This is a genomic window from Neochlamydia sp. TUME1 (assembly GCF_000813645.1).
Classification (GTDB): domain Bacteria; phylum Chlamydiota; class Chlamydiia; order Chlamydiales; family Parachlamydiaceae; genus Neochlamydia.
Genome location: NZ_JRXI01000139.1, coordinates 1 through 17,560, shown reverse-complemented (window position 1 = coordinate 17,560; position 17,560 = coordinate 1). Strand labels below are relative to the sequence as shown.

The 17,560-nt window shown below is 37.3% G+C and carries 5 protein-coding genes; all 5 read left to right on the top strand.

Annotated elements, in window-relative coordinates; translation table 11 throughout:
- Positions 1-396 precede the first annotated feature (396 nt).
- The 5 genes from DB41_RS06965 (at position 397) to DB41_RS06945 (ending at position 16,716) form a co-directional block, all read left to right on the top strand.
- Positions 397-1,452 carry a patatin-like phospholipase family protein gene (locus DB41_RS06965; RefSeq protein ID WP_238578458.1) on the top strand — a complete coding sequence of 352 codons (1,056 nt, stop codon included), beginning with the start codon at positions 397-399 and terminating at the stop codon, positions 1,450-1,452.
- A 583-nt stretch (positions 1,453-2,035) separates the two neighbouring features.
- Complete coding sequence (locus tag DB41_RS06960) at positions 2,036-3,598, top strand: hypothetical protein (protein WP_039385877.1); 1,563 nt, start codon at positions 2,036-2,038, stop codon at positions 3,596-3,598.
- An 87-nt stretch (positions 3,599-3,685) separates the two neighbouring features.
- On the top strand, positions 3,686-6,853 hold the full coding sequence (locus DB41_RS06955) for a hypothetical protein (RefSeq protein WP_039385875.1): 3,168 nt from the start codon (positions 3,686-3,688) through the stop codon (positions 6,851-6,853).
- A gap of 50 nt (positions 6,854-6,903) precedes the next feature.
- Complete coding sequence (locus DB41_RS06950; RefSeq protein ID WP_155117605.1) at positions 6,904-14,283, top strand: DUF3638 domain-containing protein; 7,380 nt, start codon at positions 6,904-6,906, stop codon at positions 14,281-14,283.
- Between the two features lie 99 nt (positions 14,284-14,382).
- Positions 14,383-16,716: a glycosyltransferase gene (locus DB41_RS06945; RefSeq protein WP_039385871.1), complete on the top strand. Its 2,334-nt coding sequence runs from the start codon at positions 14,383-14,385 to the stop codon at positions 16,714-16,716.
- The last annotated feature ends 844 nt before the right edge of the window (positions 16,717-17,560 follow it).

Below are 17,560 nucleotides of genomic sequence, written 5' to 3'. Positions count from 1 at the left end.
TTCCTCTGATTAAGTAGAGAGGTAACTTTCATAAGGTTAGGTATGCAGACTTAGCTTTTTTAAAAGGTATTAATTTCTTTTTATCCCCTGAGTATTAAAAAAATCTAGCAAGGAATTAACCGCTAGCTTAAGCTAAAAGCCTTGTTTTTTAAAGTCTTAAAGTCCGAGAGAGATCTACCTACTTACTTAAGCTCTTAAATGAAATCACAACTTTTTTATGTCTAGGCAAGCTTAAGTGGCCCACTAAACATTTCACTAATATTTCAGGAAGAATGCATGAGTAAAAGGGCTTTTTTTGATAGATGATTTTTTTGTTGACTATAAAATTTTTCTTTTACTATTTATACGCTGTGCTAGGCAAAATAGAGCCATATAAATCCCTGCAGATGAGAAATAATGAGATTCCCTATTAATAAAACACTTCTTACAGTTGAAAAAAAAATTAGATTCTTTACTGCTTTAATGTTCCTTTTATTACTCTTCTCTGTGAGTGGGTGTCGTTACTCTCATCGTCTCGTGCCAACTGTAAATCCTCCTTCTGTGCCTTCATTTTACGTCCCTAAAAAGATTCGTGTCGCATTAGTCCTAGGGAGTGGTGGCGTGCGTGGTATGGCCCATGTAGGAGTTATTGAAGAACTTGAAGCTGCAGGAATATCGGTGGATTTAATAGTTGGATGTAGTGCAGGCAGTATTGTAGGCGCCTTATATGCAGATAACCCTTGTGCTAAATATATTAAAGAAGCTGTTTGGAACTTAAAGGCAGCTTCTTTGTTAGATTTTGATTTATGGCAGTGTCGTTATGGTCTTTGTCAGGGTCGCTCGTTAAGTAGAGTTTTAAATAAATATTTAAAATCCGAAACTTTTGAAGAGCTAAAAATTCCTTTAGTGATAGTGGCTAGTGACTTACATTCAGGAGAATTGATTCCCATAGGTTCAGGAGATGTGGAAAAAGCCGTCCAGGCCTCTTGCTCGATTCCTTTTATATTTGTACCTCAAGAACACCTAGGACGTATACTAGTGGACGGGGGCGTGGTCAATCCAGTTCCTGTAGAGGTGGCGTTTGATATAGGAGCTGAGCTTATTATCGCGGTAGATCTTTGTGAACTTTTACCACGTACTTTTCCCACCAATCTTTTTGAAGTAGCCACCCGTAGTGCAGAGATAGCCTTTATGTGGCAAAATGAGACCTGCTGTCATCATGCGGATGTAATTATCCGTCCTAAAACTTGTGATATTGGTACTTTTAGTGACCATTTAAGAGACCAGATTTATGAAGCAGGAAGGCGCGCTGCCAGGGAAAAAATTCCTGATATCTTGAAGAAGTTAGACGCTTTAAAAGCCAACTCTATTAATGATAGCTTAGAGGAAGATGATTGGTGTCTCTATTCACCTCAATGTTATATACCTCAAATCTATCTAAAGAAAACAGCTCCTGGGAGCGCGCCTGATTGATGAGAAAGATCAACTTGTTAAACTAAATGAAAAGCATTTTTAACTTGTTTTTGGCGCTTTCTTTAAAGAGAAAGGCTGCAGCTTTTACTTATAGAATAATAGATTTTAGTGCGGAAAATCGCTTCCAACTAACAGAAAATACTTATTAGCGTAAGCATATATTAGCAAATATGCCAGGCTTAAAGTTTATAAGGAAAGAAATATGCGCTCTGAAACCCCTTCCTTTTGTTGCTAAAATTTATCCGCTTTGCTACCTGCAATTTTTTATAAGTTAATGGGAAAAAAGAGAATAGAGCGACAGACAGCTTGTTTTCTAAAAAACATTTGTTTAAGAAAAGCTTGTAGTAAGAGGCATGATGATGCGCCATAGATCTTAAGGAGCGACAATCTTTTACATATTAAGGCGTGTAGTTTTCTTCTTGCTATCTATGAGGCTAATCCTGTAAAGATCAATCTATTGAGTACTCAAGGAAAAAACATAAGTTTGCTAAGCTAATTTTTTAAGTGCTTGAGGGGCTTTATAATGATAAATAAAGGCAATGTTAAGCTTCTTTTCCTCTGTCTGCTTGGGTTTAGGTGATAGATGTCTTTAACGGTGTACTATCATCCAGATTCAACTTTAGGCAATGATAAGGGGACGTTAATAGCATCAGAAGATGACCGCTATTTTAAGTACGAAAGTGACATGACCCGCTGGCAGTTGATAAAAATTGCTGCCCAAATAGCTATAAAAATTATCTATACTTTGGGCGGGTATCTTTTTTTTTATAAATGTAGCCGAGAGGCGCAGATTGATTTTGCTAATCTAAAGAAAAGAAAATTTATTCATTATTATAAAAAAAGTAGCTTAGAAATTAATGAAAAAAATCCTTTACTCCCGCAGCCTTTATTTGACCTTGCTCCAGCCCTCGAATTTAGAGAGTCTCCTTTAAGAAGCAAATCTTCTGCTAGCGATATAGCGGATAATCAAGTTATTCCTTTAGAAAAAATTTATAAAAATTTAATAGACCAGGCAAAAGAGTATAGACATCTGCAGCAAGGGGTTGAGGAATTAATTAAACGTAAGCGAGCGTGTCTTTTAGATCATTTGTATGAAGAGAGCAAAGAGATAGCTATTGCCCTAGAAAAGTTTTTAAATTTATATACAGAGCAGCAGGATTGTTGCCAATTTATCCGACTTCTTTCCCCTTTCTTAGAAGATACTCATTTAATGGCTGCTTTTCAAAGAGCTATTGAGAATGCTAAAAACACTTCACCTGAGCAAAGAACAATTTACCATGAAAAATTTGAGGAATTCCAACAATCTTACGCGGATCTTTCTTCTCCCGCAGAATGGTTAATTTCGATTTGTGAAAAAGCTGATTTATTTAATTTTGCTCAAGAAATGCTGGCTTTAGGGGAGTATTATTCTCCGCAGTTCCAAGCTTTATACAAGGCTAAAGAAAAAATTTATAGCGAATGTTTAGCCTCCATGCAGGAAGAAATAGCGGCTGATGAAGACCTAAAAACCAGCATCTGGCAAATGTATCAAGACTTTGCCTGCATTCAAGATGAGCTAGAAAGAAACCTAGCCGCAGACATGCAAGGGCCTACCTACGAAGTTTACTATACTCTCGGCATATTTCTAAAAGATATCTTGGTAGAAAAAGGGTATACAGAAGAGCTAGAGGCAGCCATCCATTCCAATGAGGTAGGATATACTTTCATTAGGTTGTTTTTCTTTACGAAAACTAAAGAAACCTTAGAGGCTTTAAAAAGGCTGTTAAAGGATAAGGATACAAGGAGAGCTGCTGAGAATGCTTGCCTGCATGAAATTGCTAAGCAAAAAGCCAAAAACCACGAAGCTAAAAAGCTATTAAAGGCAGCTCCTACCCTCCATGCATTTAAGCGGTTATCATTTTATAGTAAGCAAGCAATTTTTAGAGATTCTATAGGCAAGCTTGTAGATATTGAACCTTTGATAAATGCAAAATTTTATGATTCAAAATTTTTTAGCTTTGTGAGACAGCTGAAGAGAAGCGAATTTTTTAAAAATCACCAGTCTACCGTTTGTGATATTGATTTTTATTTAGATTTTAGCCCCTATTTTGATCAATTGGAAACTTATATTAGTGCTATTCATAAGATTGTATATAGCGAGGCCTAACACCCATTAGGTTAGAGTCAATAATTTTTTTATAAGCTATCCAACTTTTATTATTAATTTATAATGAAGGAAAGTATTTACTAACGGATGAATGCTACGCATGCGCTTAAAAGTTTTTTAAAAGAACAGAAAATTTTTGATAATGAAATTTCTAAACTCTTTCTTCAAACACATCCTAAAGCTCCCCTTTTAAATGAGGCTTATGATCAACTGGCAGAGGAAATTAGTAAAATAGCTAATTTTGAAGAAGTAGCCGAAGCCTTATTAACAGAAGAAAATCCTAACAAAATTGATCCTCAAAGTCTATTAAAAATATGGATAGCTCTGGCTGCTGGTCTACCTCAATTGGCACCTGCTTGGGGTGCAGAAATTGGTGAAGATTTATTATATGTTTTTCAAAGCTTGCTAGATAATTTAGCCCTTACCCCTTCAGAAATTACTTCTCGTCTTTTTCATTTAGAGGAAAATAAAATTTTTATACTTCCTTTAACTCATCAAACCGCGTGGGGGCAAAGTTTAGAAAATGTAGTTCTTTATCGCAAAAATGAAGGCAATACATTCGATATAGAACTTTTTACGGTAGAGAAAAATAGTAGAAAATTCTTCGGAGAATATGCTTTCGGCGATGAAAAAGCCTATCCCTTAAGATATTACGCCGCTGTTCCTAGCGATGATCTGTTAGGGCCTAATTTTCAACAACCTTTATCTATTCATGCAGACATCTTATGGAAAACTTCACAGGCCCTCGATGTCGCCGGGCATGCTTGCCTAATAGCTTTTGAGCCTTTGCGTGCCTATTTGATTGATCCCCAGTCTAAGAGTCGTCTAATCCAATTACAGCATGCGCATAAGCTAAAAGCAATGACAGCATTCATTCATCGATGGATAGAAGCTCAAACGACGTCACCGTTCTCCTTAGAGCTCTATAAAGCCTTTATGGTGATAGCCCGTTTAGTTTTAGTCTTAGCGATTAGAAAATCTATTCTTTCTTGTAGGAGCGAAAATTTAAATGCTAGATTAGGGCTCCTTAATAAGGCTTTAATTACTTCGGCTCGCCATCTATTCAAGCGTAAAGATAGAATTTCTATAGCCCTATATGAATTGTATGAAGCTGCTGTCGGTACTTTAGAACAATTAAAGGAAGAATCCGAACAATGGCTGCGCGAGTTTATTCCTGCCGATGATAGATTTAAATCCTGTAAGTTGGCAGTAAATCAATCTTTTCTTATTAAAAAAAGTACACAACAATGCTTACAGTATCTTAGTTCTATTGAATCTACATTGCATTCTCCTCTAACCCCTCCTGCGGTAAAGGAGTTAGATGTAAATAGAGAGGGGCCTATAGCTAATGAAGGGGTCATTGATAAACTATCAAATATAAAAGATAAAATAAAATTTTTTGAATCTTATGATTATGAATGGGTGATACCTTATTTAACTTCAGAAGTGATGAATTTATCATTACCTCATCTTGAAAGTGATTGGATGAAATTATCCATTCAGGAATCTAGGAAGGCTTTACATCTATTATCTATTTTTTCAGAAAGGCTTGCTAAGCATGCATTTCACCAACAGTGGCGTTTTTTATCTTCTCTGCAAAATAGTGGAGTGCGCTTATTAGCAATTGCTTATGCTCTCTGTGAAAAGCTGGATGATCAAAAGGTATTAAATCAATTTAAACCGGCTTTTAAGGGCTATCTAGCTTTAACTACTAGTCCCTATTTTCAGTGCGAGTCCTATTCTTCCTGGAATGCTAGGTTAGATACACTAAGTTTTATCAAAGGGTGGCATACCCCAGAGGTAAAGCCTGCTTTTTTATTCCATGAAAAAGGCAAGGAAAGTTTTGACGATACAGCCGACGGTCGTTTTGCTGAAGAAATTTTACAGGCTTACCCTACGATCAAAAATGAGATTAACCAGCATTATTACCATCTAAAAAGAAGGACACGCTTAGATAGCCTACAAGCCGTTACTCCAGGGCAATTATTATTAGCCGAATTAGTAAATGTAAAAATTCAAAACCATTTGCCATATAAGCTAGACCTTGCCGATCCTTGGATTAACGCTTTGTCTAAACTTGTAAATATAGCTATGCATGTTCACCTTCTAAGCGATCAAAGATCTAGATATCATGTAGGCCATGAAAATATTGTCACTTTCCATAAAGGCTTAGGCTTTAGCCTAACATATGCTAAGAATCATCAAAAGCGCTTTGATTTCTTCTTGGAGGGTAGAGATAAAAAAATAAGACTAAATGTTAATCAAAGAAATTTACTTTCCAAAGAGAAGTGGAGAGAAAACCAAAATAAAACTTTAAAACGTTTTGTAGGTGTAGAGGAAGAGATGAGCCATCTTAGCCTTACATTTGAAGAAGCTGCTGCTGAACCTACTTTAACGATTGTAGAACTACTAAGCAAATTAAAGTACCAAATTTCAAATTTTAAAATCGAGCGCTTTAGATTTTTTTTAGAAAGTTATCTTTTTAAAATTGTGATAGATAAAGAGGGGACAGAAATATTTCCTTTACTAGAGGAATTTAAGCTCTACCCTCAAGTTTTAAATACTGTTCTTAAAGATTTTTTAGACTCTACCGCCATTTTTGCTAAGAATTTAAATAAGGGTGTTCTTAGCGAAGAGTGCAAATGTCTTTTAAATCTTACCATCCGTTTAGCTGATCTATCTTCATCTGTAGGTTGCAAAAGCGTTAGTTATACCTTAAAAATGTTCCATGCGCAGTGGATAATAGACTTAAAAACATGTCTGCAGAAAACCAAAACGTTTGATCAGCAAGCTGCAGATATAGAAATCCTTTTACTTAAGCTGCTAGGACTAGAGGAAGGAAAAAATTTGTCCTTGCAGGTTTGGAACGATTATTTAGATGAGGGCGCAGAACTCCATAAGCATTTAGAGCAGAAACGAATTTCTATGGATACTGCGACAGGGGCCTGGTGGTGTAATATGCGTTACCGCCTGTGGCGCCACTATAATGCACTAAGCAAGACTCAGCCGGCCTTCATTCAAGAAATCCAAAAAAATAAGCATTTTGACTTTCTCAGCTTATCTTCGAGTAAAGGTCAATATTTACCTATTCCTGCCCCTATTCTTAAATCTGTCGACTTTAGACGTTTATTTTCTAATCGTGTGCGGGTCTGGCAAGTAGATAAATCCCATCCCTATATTATTCTTTCAGATCCTTTGACCGGAACTTATCGGTTAAGCAGTGATAAAAGCTTCCCTTTTTTTTACAACGCTTGATCGAAGGGCAATGGTATTTTTATCTGCCACCTCTTCAAGTGGCTAAATGCTTGCATTTACCTACATCGCTTTGTCAAGACAGTATTTGGTGGCTCAATTGTGAAAATTTATCCGCTAGAGGCTATTATCATTCTCAACCCGATAAGCTTTGGTTATTAAGAAATGACCAAGGGGCTGTGGTCTTTCAAGAGGGCCCGGAAAAAGGCATGAGGCTTGAACTGGTAGAAAATGAGGAAGAATCTTTATCTAATCTGGAGAAGTGTACGGGGGCGTTTGGCCAGCATTATTACACTTACGCTGCTCGTTATATTCATGGGATCCTCTTCGATTATCGAGATCGATTGATTTTTCCCCATATACGTATGCCGCACGGAAGACCTCTTGTTTTTGAACGTCAGGACACTGACTTTTATGAAAAAGGAAGCCTTGATCGTCAATTAGGCGCTTGTTTTTATGCACCTTCAGTCTTTCACATAGAAAATGGGATAAAACTTAAATCCACTCCTCTTAAAATTTACGGGATCGAAATAAAGAGAAAAAGGGGGGATCCCCTGTGTGAAGAAGAGGAAACTTCTCTAATCTTACCCTTCCAACGCCATGTTGCAGATAGGCATTCCTCTATTGTCTATCCTATGGTAGAAAAAGGAGGAATAGAAGCTCCTTCTCAATTGCTTTCCATAGAAGGAATAGAAATTAAAGTAAACTTATATGGCTTTTGTCCTGAGACCCCCCAAGAAAATTTGTTTGCCGCCTATTTATCTCTTCTCGGTAAAGATTATTATCAAGCTTTTAAATTTTTGCATTCTATTAGACCGCACCATCGCTTAAACCAGCCGGAAAAGTTGATCCTAAAATGGCTTATTGATAGCCAAGCAGATGCGTGTGATCACTCGGCTACCGCAGCCGCAGTTAAATTAATCGCTTATAAGGTTTTAATTGATCAAGGAATCGATTTGAAAGGTCGATGGGATCCTCTTCATAGACCTTTAACCTTTATTGATGAAATATACGAGCATTATTTAAGCCATCTCTCTTCAGTCCCCCCAGCGCTTAGATTAAGTTTAGAAATAGAGCTTTGGATAGCTGAGAACACAGAGCATTTAAAAATTTATTCAGGCCAAAACAACAAAGCTTTATGGGAAAATCGTAAACAGGAGCTAAGAACAGGACAAAAAATAGTGATGACCCAAAAGCCAGCCAAAATTTTGGAAAAGTCCCTATTGGCTCGTTGGAAAAATCCTGGTCTAAGCGGGGGGAAAGAGCCTATAGATCTCACTTTAGAGCTTATAGAAGGAATAGAAAGACCCCTAGGAATGGCCTTATTACCGGGCCAAACTTATCCTGTAAAAGCTTTTGCCTATCATTATCTTAAGCTTTCCTCCCTCTATACTTCTCCATTAGAAAAGTGGGAATTAGTCTATATGTTAGAGACTCTAAAAATTCCCCCCTTTATCGATCTTTCTCTTAAGGTAGCCTTGCAAAAAGAAGATCGAGCCCCTCTTTTGCCCTCTTTAACTTCTAAGAAATATGCGGAAAATTCTTTGCACGTGCAGGGGTGGTTTGAGCAACTGCTAGCTACTCTACCCACGTTTCAACTAGAATCCAATCTTATCCAAAAGCAATCTAGTCAGGGAGAAAAAAAAGAGAAAATAAATAAGGGAAGAATCTTTCAAGATTTATATTTTACCTACAAGATGAACCTGCTACTTGCAAATTGTAAAAGCATTTCTCCTTTCCAGCTCATTCAAGCAATCAAAGAGGATTTTGCTAACTATACTGTTTATCCTTCTTTATCCGATGAAAAACCGTGTCCTTTTAAAATAGAAGGTAACGAAGAAGATTTTTTTAAAAATGATTTAGATTTCTATCGAAAGGAATGGTACAAAGGGATCGAGCTTCAAAAAGGCGCTCAAGACTACTTACTTCCTACTTTCCCAGCAATTTTGCAGCTTGATAAAATCCTCACTACCTATGCTTATGAAAGCAATGATGTGGGGATGATCAACAACATTGTGCGAATTTTAAATCGAAGGCCTACGGAAATAAACGCTCTAATTTTCGCAAAATTAAAAGAGGTTAAAGAAGATAAAATTCAAATGGAGCTAGAAGATGGCCTTAAAACCATTTTTCTCCCTACATCCTCTCAAAAGCTAGCCTTTTTGCAACGACGCAATCCCTATTTTTTAGAAGAAGATCTAGTAGCTTTACAAACATGTATGCAGGAATATTTAGAATGGCGCATTAGCAACAAAATTATAGCAACGGTTAAAAGTCATCTACTCTCTATTATTCATACTCAAAGCCATCACCCTCTAACTTGGGAGGATGAGCCTGCTGTCCAGGAGGCATGGCAAGCGATTGGAGAGCTCTTAAATCCTTTCGAAAATTATTCTCCAGATAGCCAAAGCTATTTGGAAACCTTGCTTTTTGAGCATATTGCGGGTTTTCGTATGCGCAAAGATCAAGCTCAATTATTGCATCTTCTGATAGGAAAGATTTTTACAGAGAATCTAGGAGACTATTGCCCTGCAGTCGTTTTTCAAATGATGATGGGGGGAGGAAAAACAAGTGTGATCTTAGCAAAGCTTGCTAGGTTAGCCTCAAAAAACGCACGCGTGCCTCTTTTTTTAGCTCACCCTTCCCAATATCCTTCTCTTAAGTCCAATCTAATGAATACTCAATTTAAACGGTTGCAGCAAGATGTGATAGATCTAGATTTTAATCGCGAAGATTTAGCTTCTCTTAAAATTCTTTACTACCTTAAAGCTCAACTCCATCATGCCAAAGACAAAAATTATTTAATATTAATGAAAGCTAGTTTTTTGCTTATTCTCCGACAGGAATTAATCGATCAAATTAAAGCATTTAAAGAGCCAGACAACTGTGATCCTTTAACCTTAAAACGGGCTGTAGAGCTAGCTCATATCCTTTATTTTATAAAAACTCACTGTCTTTTTTTAGCCGATGAGGTAGATTCCCTATTAAACATCTTAGAAGAGATTAATTTTCCTGCTGGATTAGAAGTTGCTATTTCAAAAGATAGCCTAGAAGTCATTAAATACATCTATGTTGTTCTTTCAACCGATGCAAAAATTGCCCCTTTATTGAATCTTTTAGAAGACAATCAGGCCTGCGTGGCCAGGCAAACACTGCAAGAGCAGGTCTTTCCTAGGCTCGTAAAAGTGCTTATAAGTGAATATCCGCCTCTTTTTCCTTTAATTTCTCCCAAAAACTACGCCTCTTTCAAAGTATCCTTGCAAGATTACATTTTGGAGAAAATAGATACACGTCTGCTAAAAGGGATTAATGCTACCGATGATGTAGGATTTTTAGATAAGTTAGGAATTAGAGAAGAAAAGAAGCGTAAACAGGCTAAGCGCCATCTTAAATTTTTGAGAAGCCTAGAAGCTTTAAAAATGCAGCCACAACGTTCCATTCAACAGGCCATAGGAACAGTTGCTTTAATAAAAGAATTATGTAATGAAATTTTGCCGCTCGCTCTTGCTAAAGGATTTAAACAAAGATATGGTTTTACAGAGGAGGGCAAAATTATTCCTTACTTAGGGGTAGATGCTCCTAACCATACGGAATTTGCTAATATTTATGTGGCCGCTTGTTGTTATTTTCAGGGAGCTATTAATGCGGGCGTGCATCCAGAGCGCCTAATGAAATACCGGGATCAAATGAGGGAAGCTTCTCTATACTATTCTGAAATCTACCATTGTTCACCAGAAGAATCTGCTGAAGCCCAGCATTTTAAAGCACTCATTGGGTTAGCATTACATCAGGAATGGTCGCCAGAACATCTACAGGCAACCCTTCAAGAAATAAATGCAAGCCCGCAGCGATGTATAGATTTTTATGCCGAGTTTTCTGACCAATTCTTGCGCTATCATAGCTCTTTATTAAATTGTGGGCCCGCTGCGCTTAGCCACATGGGAGCACAGTTTATCGGTTGCTCAGGAACATTAGGCAATAAAGATTCCTTCCCTAAAGAAATAGCAGACAGCTGTATTCTTGAGCAAGGGATCGAAGGACGTATTTTAGTCAAGCTTACTCAGGATATCGCTAGCCAAAAAAGTTTTCTTTCAGAAATTGAGAAAGCAACCCCTCAGGAGATATTAAATGCTATTTTAATTAAACGGACACCTGATGCTGCTAGCCGTCTTAGAGCCTTAATTGATGCGAGTGGGATGCTAAAACGCTATACTAATCAAGCAGTAGCAGAAGAGATTTTAAATTTTCAGCCTTTAAAAGAGGAAATAGATGGCGTAGTATTTTTATGCAAGAGGGGGACCCAGGAAAAATTTTTTCTCTTAAAAAGAGAACTTAAGGAACCTATCGCTCTAGCGATGACCCGTCGAGAAGAGTTTGAAAAGCAAGGAGTGCTTTTAGAACGGGTCTTTATCTATTTTGATGAGCTAAGAGCGATAGGCTCTGATATTCCTTTTAAAGCCAATGCTCTGGTGGCAATGACTTTTGATCCTTTATCCACTACCTTACGCACTATCTTACAAGGAACTTTACGTGCGCGCAATTTTTTTTATGCCCAAAACGTGGACATTATTTTCCACAAAATGGCAGGAGAAGTGTTAACTAAAAACGTTAAAAATTTGTCCAAGCCTGCTCTTTCTGGAATAGAAAGGCTTTTTACGTGTGCCTTGCGTAATCAAAGTGAGGGAAAAAAAAGTCAATTATTGCAATCAGCTCTTCAGCAAGTGCGAGAAATCTATTGTGCAGCTGTCATTCAAAAAATGATGCAAGAATTAATAACTTCTATCCCACAGTTGGAAGGCCTTGAAATTTTCCAAGCGATGGAGTGGCTCTTTTACACCTCTTTTAAAGAAGACCCTGCTAATCTTTTTCTAGATTTAAAAGAAAGGGTGCCTGCCTATAAAGTTGTCCAAGAATATTTTAATGCTACCAATAGTCGTTTCCAACAAGTGGGTTTTCCTTATTTTGAGGTCACAGAATTACAAAACTTGGAAGAAAAAGCCGAAAAAATTGTCGAATGGGCCGAAAATACTTTAACGTGGTATGTTTTTAAAGGTTTTTCCTCTAATAGGGAGACACAAGTCTTTGTCCAAAAGCATAAGGAAATTCAACTAGAAGTTAATGTGGAAATTCAAAAAGAATCTTTAAGGGAAGTGCAAAAGTATGCGGTCCGTGTAGATGCGCCAGCCGCTGAGTCATTTCCCTGGTTAAAATTGAAGGAAAACCCTGAGAACTGCTTAGATTACAAGTTTCCTCATTTAACGACTTTCCGCAAATTACTTAAACGTCTTCCTTATGAAGTTTCTTATTATCAAATTTTTCCCTCCGATCTTTTTTTGACAGAAAATTTGGCTCGCTCTCATGAGATAGACCTCCCAGTTTTTCATAAAGCTCAGAAAAAGGCAGCTCACCTTCTTTTAATTCAACAAGGCACTCACTTTTTTCCCCTATTTATTGATCTTAAAGAAGCGGCTTTTTGGCGGGAGCAAATCAAGCACTATCGGCTAAAGGATTGCTGGCTACTGAACTTAGAAGGACATTTATTAAACGAGGAAAGTGTGCTTCCCCAAGAATGCCTACCTATCACCAAACGAGCTCTTTGGTGGGGCCATTTTTTTAATGGAAATGCTTGTTACTTGCGTACTTATCCACGCTTAGTAGAAAATGAGTTAAAGAAGGAAAATTATGAGCTAAAGTATCGTTTCTTAAGCATACAAGCAGCAAAAGATCCTATTCAAGCTCAGATACTTGCTGTAGATCCTATTTTAGCTCAAAAGCCTGCAGAGGCGCCCGTTTTTCATTTTAGCAATAAAGTTGAGGAAACGGAGTGGTTGAATCAAGAAATTGCAAATTTAAACCAAGAGGCGTTAAATCAAGTGCCCTGGCACTTTGCTCGTTTCTTTTCTAGTAAGCAAGTGGCGATGCTTGAACGTGCTAGCTTTTTTGATTATCTGCCTGCCGAAGAGTTTGAACATGTCACCCCTGAACAGGTAAAGCTAGTCCCTAATTATCGTTTGCGGCATCTGAGTTTGCCTGAGCAAATTGCCCAAGTGCCTGCAGAGAAAGTCTATTGGTTAAAAGGAGAGGCTTTAAATTACTTGCCTAAGGAGCATCTGGGACGTATTAATCCCGAGGAACTCGTAAACTTAAGTAAAGATCGACAAAGATCTTATCAAATATTAAAAATTGATCTTTTAGGCTTAGAAGATTTTGCTAAAACCGTCCGTCCCTGTATGGCCCCAGCTCTTCTGCCAGAATGTATAAAACTGATCCCTGATGAGTGTCTAGCCAATCTAACTCAGTTAGAACAGTTGCAACAAGTGGCGCCTGCTAAGTATTATCTCTTGAAGGCCTCGCAGTTTCATTTATTGCCTTCTAATTCTTGGCATTTGTTAAAAATTGAGGATTATAAAAAATATTTTTTGGAAGAAAAAATTTTCCCTGAGGCCCAAACGTTTATTCAAGCTATGAATCCTACCTGGGTGAATGAAGTAGATCCTCGGTTAGCCTCTTATTTTTCTAATGAGCAAGTGTTACAAATTAATCAACCTTGCCCTTTGCCCTATTTAAACATTGACCAACTAGAATTGCTGGATGCATCGTTGGCCTCCTATCTTGATTTATTCCAGATCGCTAAATTATCGGCCTCCCATCGTCATTTAATTCAAACTTTAATAGATGTAGAGCAAATTTGCCACCTGTCTAAAGAGGGCCTGGCAGAACTTTCAGTCGAGCAAGTAAAGAAAATTTCTTGTCGCGAGACATTATTGCGTCTAAATAAAAAATTTTATCCCTATCTTTTAGCCAAGCAAATTGCTTTATTACAGCCTAAACATGTTTTAGATCAAGAAATTATTAATGCATTAGATGAAACCCAAGTACAGGGAGTGGCTCCTTTGCAGCTTATACTTTTCCTTCCTTATCTAAATCTTGAGGCTTTAAGAAGTGTAAGTCCTTTAGTAATAGGAGAGGCTCAAGGAATGACGGTAGAGACTTTTAAGAAGCTTACCTCTCTTCAAATACAAAGTTTTTTAAGGAGGAAAACCTTGCGACCTAAAGATTTGCTCAAGGCTTTAAAAAATTTGCTTCCTTCTCAATGGGGGGAGATGGAGGAGATTTTTATCAAAACTTTCTTTTCCAATCAGCCAAGAGAAGTCATTAAATATGTGCCCAAGCAAAAAGTGCGATTCTTATCTAAAGAAGCCTTATTAATCTGGTATGATGCTGATAAAAAAATTAATAAACAGCGCGATACTGTGATAGGTGTGATGGCCATTTTATTTTATCCTCTAGTCATCCTAAGCGCTGTAATGTTTGTCTTATTTGCTACTCCTAAGCGCTCTGTTGCAAGACAATCTTTTTGTCAAATGGCTCTTTCACCCTTACGTATCCTTTCGCCAGAAAGTTATTATCGCTTCATTAGCTCCTTCAAGTAAAGTCTCTCTTCAAAAAGCTAACTTACTATTTAAGTTTTTTAATAAAGCCCTTTACATGTTATATAAAAATTTTTTCTAACAAGCGATGGTTTGGATAAAATGCAGGAATATCTAAAAAACTTTTTTGAATTTTATAGTCGGGGAGACCTAGTAGCTGCTGTAAGCCAGATTATCTACTCTCCGGAGCCTACCTATGATACCCTTCAGCCTGCTAACGAATGGGTAAAGCAGGTAATCAATTTTGTAGATGCGGCAGTTTTCGGTAAAAGTCTAGAAGCTAGATATCAATTAATGCTTATAAATCATTTAAAGCAAGGTCATCCTCTCCTGTATGAGAAAGCTATTAATGATTTAAAAGTGGAAGAAAGTTTCTTATTGTTTCTTCTCTCTTTTGCTTGCCAGGAAAAAGAACCATCTGGTCTTGGTAAAAATGCTCCTCCTTTCCTTGAAAAAATTTTTCAAGCTGAACAAGGAAGGATACCTTTATCCCCTGAAGCTATCAAAGAAATTTTAGTTTTAGTCCCCAGCAATTTTAAAACCCTATTTGAATTTCATCTACGTATGGCCGCTGGATGGCAACACCTTCTTCAACGTAAATCTTCTTATCTTTTAAGTCTTAATTGCCAATATGGGGAGGCTCATCCTTGGTATCCTTTACAATATTCTTTATTTCCTCCCTCTTTAGAAGAGCTGCCTTTAGATAGAATTCCTGTAATTTTTTTTGAGCCATTAAAGGAAGATTTAACAAATTTTTTGGAAAATTTTAAGGAATGCCCCGCGGTTTTTGCTTTTACTTCCCTGGCTGTTTTTTTTCAAATGCTGCAGTTTCCAGCTTTTGTGCAAGCGGTAGGAGAAGCTCATCATCTTATTTATGTTTTAGAGTTTTACCCTCATGCACAAATAAACTCTCAAAATTTTAAAGATTTCTTAGGCAAAGAATTTTACCCCATTTTTTTTATTCCTACTTCTCATTTGCGTGTGTATGCTCCCGCGCTGATGCATGCTTTACAAGCTTGTTTTTCCCAACCTTATTCTGAATTTAATGTGGATACCCCGCTAGGCAATGGGCTGTACGAAATTGCCAAACGCCTGTTGTTCTCTATTCAACAAGACCGTTTAGGCTTTAGTCGCTTGCCTGCTTTATATATGCGAGAGGGACAACTTAAGTGGTATGATACCCACAAGGGCTTGCCTTCTTCTAGCCAATTCCTGGGCCCAGAAGCCCCGGATAAGATGCAGGTTTTGCTCTCCGATCTAGCTAAAAAAAGAACTGTAAGAGCTCGCCTAGCGAAAGATAAAATAAAAGTAGCGCATATTGTTCCTCAAATTGCCTGTGGAGGCCATGCTCCCACGCGCTTATTACAGAATTTAGTGCTTCATCATAATTCTTCAAAGCTAGAACTCATGGTAATAAGTACAGAAATATTAACTGAAAATCTTTTAGAATATCCCTACAACTTTTATACCTCTTCCTCTTCTTTGCAAAGAGGGGGGCCGCTAATCTGTCAATTCCAAACATTAGGGGTATCTACTCTTATCCATGAGAAGCCGACGACTTATTTACATAGAGCTCATCATTTAAGTTCTTTACTTAAAGAGGCTAAAGTAGATGTAGCAGTTTTCCATGGTCCCGATACGGTTAATACACTGGCAGCACAGATGGTAGATGTACCTTTAAGGGTTTTATTAGAGCATGGTAGCCAGCCTACTTATCCCGGCTTTGACCTAGCTATTGTTAGTACAGATACAGCCGTAGAAGTCTACCAAGACTTATACAAAAAAATTCATACGCAAGTTGTTGCGTTGCCTTTTGCTTTGGATGTCCGAAAAAACTGGCTTCCTCAGCCTTATGAAAAAAAATCTTTAGGTTTACCTGAGGATGGCCTGGTGATGACTACTATATCCACTAAATTAGATACACGGTTGACAAATGAGCTATGTTATGCCATCGCTGAAATTCTTCAAAAAGTCCCTCAGGCTGTCTATGCCCCTATAGGAGCTATTAGCAATTTAGAAAGAATAAGAAAAATATTTAGGGAATATGGGGTAGATAATCGTTTCTATTATCTAGGGCCTCTGGCTAATCCCAGTCAATATGCACGCTCTATGCATCTATATTTAAATGAGTTTCCTTTTGGAAGTTGTTTGGCTATTTTAGATGCAATGGCTTCGGGTTGTCCTGTAGTCACTATGTTTGATATAAATGGTCCTCAGCAAGCTCGCTATGGGGGGATTTTTATGGGAATCGATCGGGCTGTACCTACGGGAAAGAAAGAAGAATATATTCAGCTTGCTTGCCATTTGTTAACCAATCCAGCCATGTATAAAGAGTGGTCTTATCATGCAAAAAAGCAATATGAGCAATTTGCTGATGTTAAAAGATATGTAAAGTCATTTGAAGAAATTATTTTTAAAGCTTACGGAGAATTTTAATCTTTGGGCACATCTGCCATTTGGCAAGAGAATCATTGACTTAGATGAATAAAAGCTTAAACGGAAGTTCTATTTTTTTATAAGGTTAAAGTAAGCAATTGGTTTATTATTAAACCCTTAAGATTTTTTTATTAAAAATTGTAGTCACCAAAAAATTACTTAGACTGGTTTTCAGCAAATTCCAGAACCACGTCACCAAAATAAACAAATGCTTAAGGCTTTAAAGATAAAGTCAGCAAAAGTTTTGCCAAAAAATCAGGCGCATGTACTCACTAGGAAAAAATGCCGGTAACAAATATAAGCTGTTAACAATCAATAAATTGTTTACTATTGATGGTTTCTAGAAAAATTGGAACTTTCGTTATAATGGCAAGAAGTTTCTCTCTTTTTCTGCAGATTGCCAGGCTGGGAGAACAACCTTTCTTGACAGGAAGAAGCTAGGCGTATTGTATTTTATCATTCGGCAGAGGAATTAAAACATTGCGCCAAACAGAGCCGTTTTTCTCAAATAAGGCAAAGAATCAATTTCATTCTTTTAGCCAAACCAAAATTGCCACGTCACTTACTCTTCAAAAGCTGTGGCTGCTCTTGAATGCTTGAAAGGCCTCCACCCTTGCCTGTGATCTATCTAAAAAAAAGCGAGGTACATTATCTGTGAGTTGTTTTCATTGATAAGGATACGAATGGGTTTGACTTGTTTTTTTAATTTCTTTATATTGTTTTTTAAAATAAAAATGTTGAAAAGTTATCACTACTCAAGGAAATAAAATGCATCCTATCTCTTCGGCATCTATTGAAAGCTTGCCCAATGAATTGCTGCTCCCTATCTTAGAGACTTGCGCAG

Coding starts and splice junctions, on each gene's coding strand:
- DB41_RS06945 (WP_039385871.1), top strand. CDS start 14,383: ATGCAGGAATATCTAAAAAACTTTTTTGAATTTTATAGTCGGGGAGAC.
- DB41_RS06960 (WP_039385877.1), top strand. CDS start 2,036: ATGTCTTTAACGGTGTACTATCATCCAGATTCAACTTTAGGCAATGAT.
- DB41_RS06955 (WP_039385875.1), top strand. CDS start 3,686: ATGAATGCTACGCATGCGCTTAAAAGTTTTTTAAAAGAACAGAAAATT.
- DB41_RS06965 (WP_238578458.1), top strand. CDS start 397: ATGAGATTCCCTATTAATAAAACACTTCTTACAGTTGAAAAAAAAATT.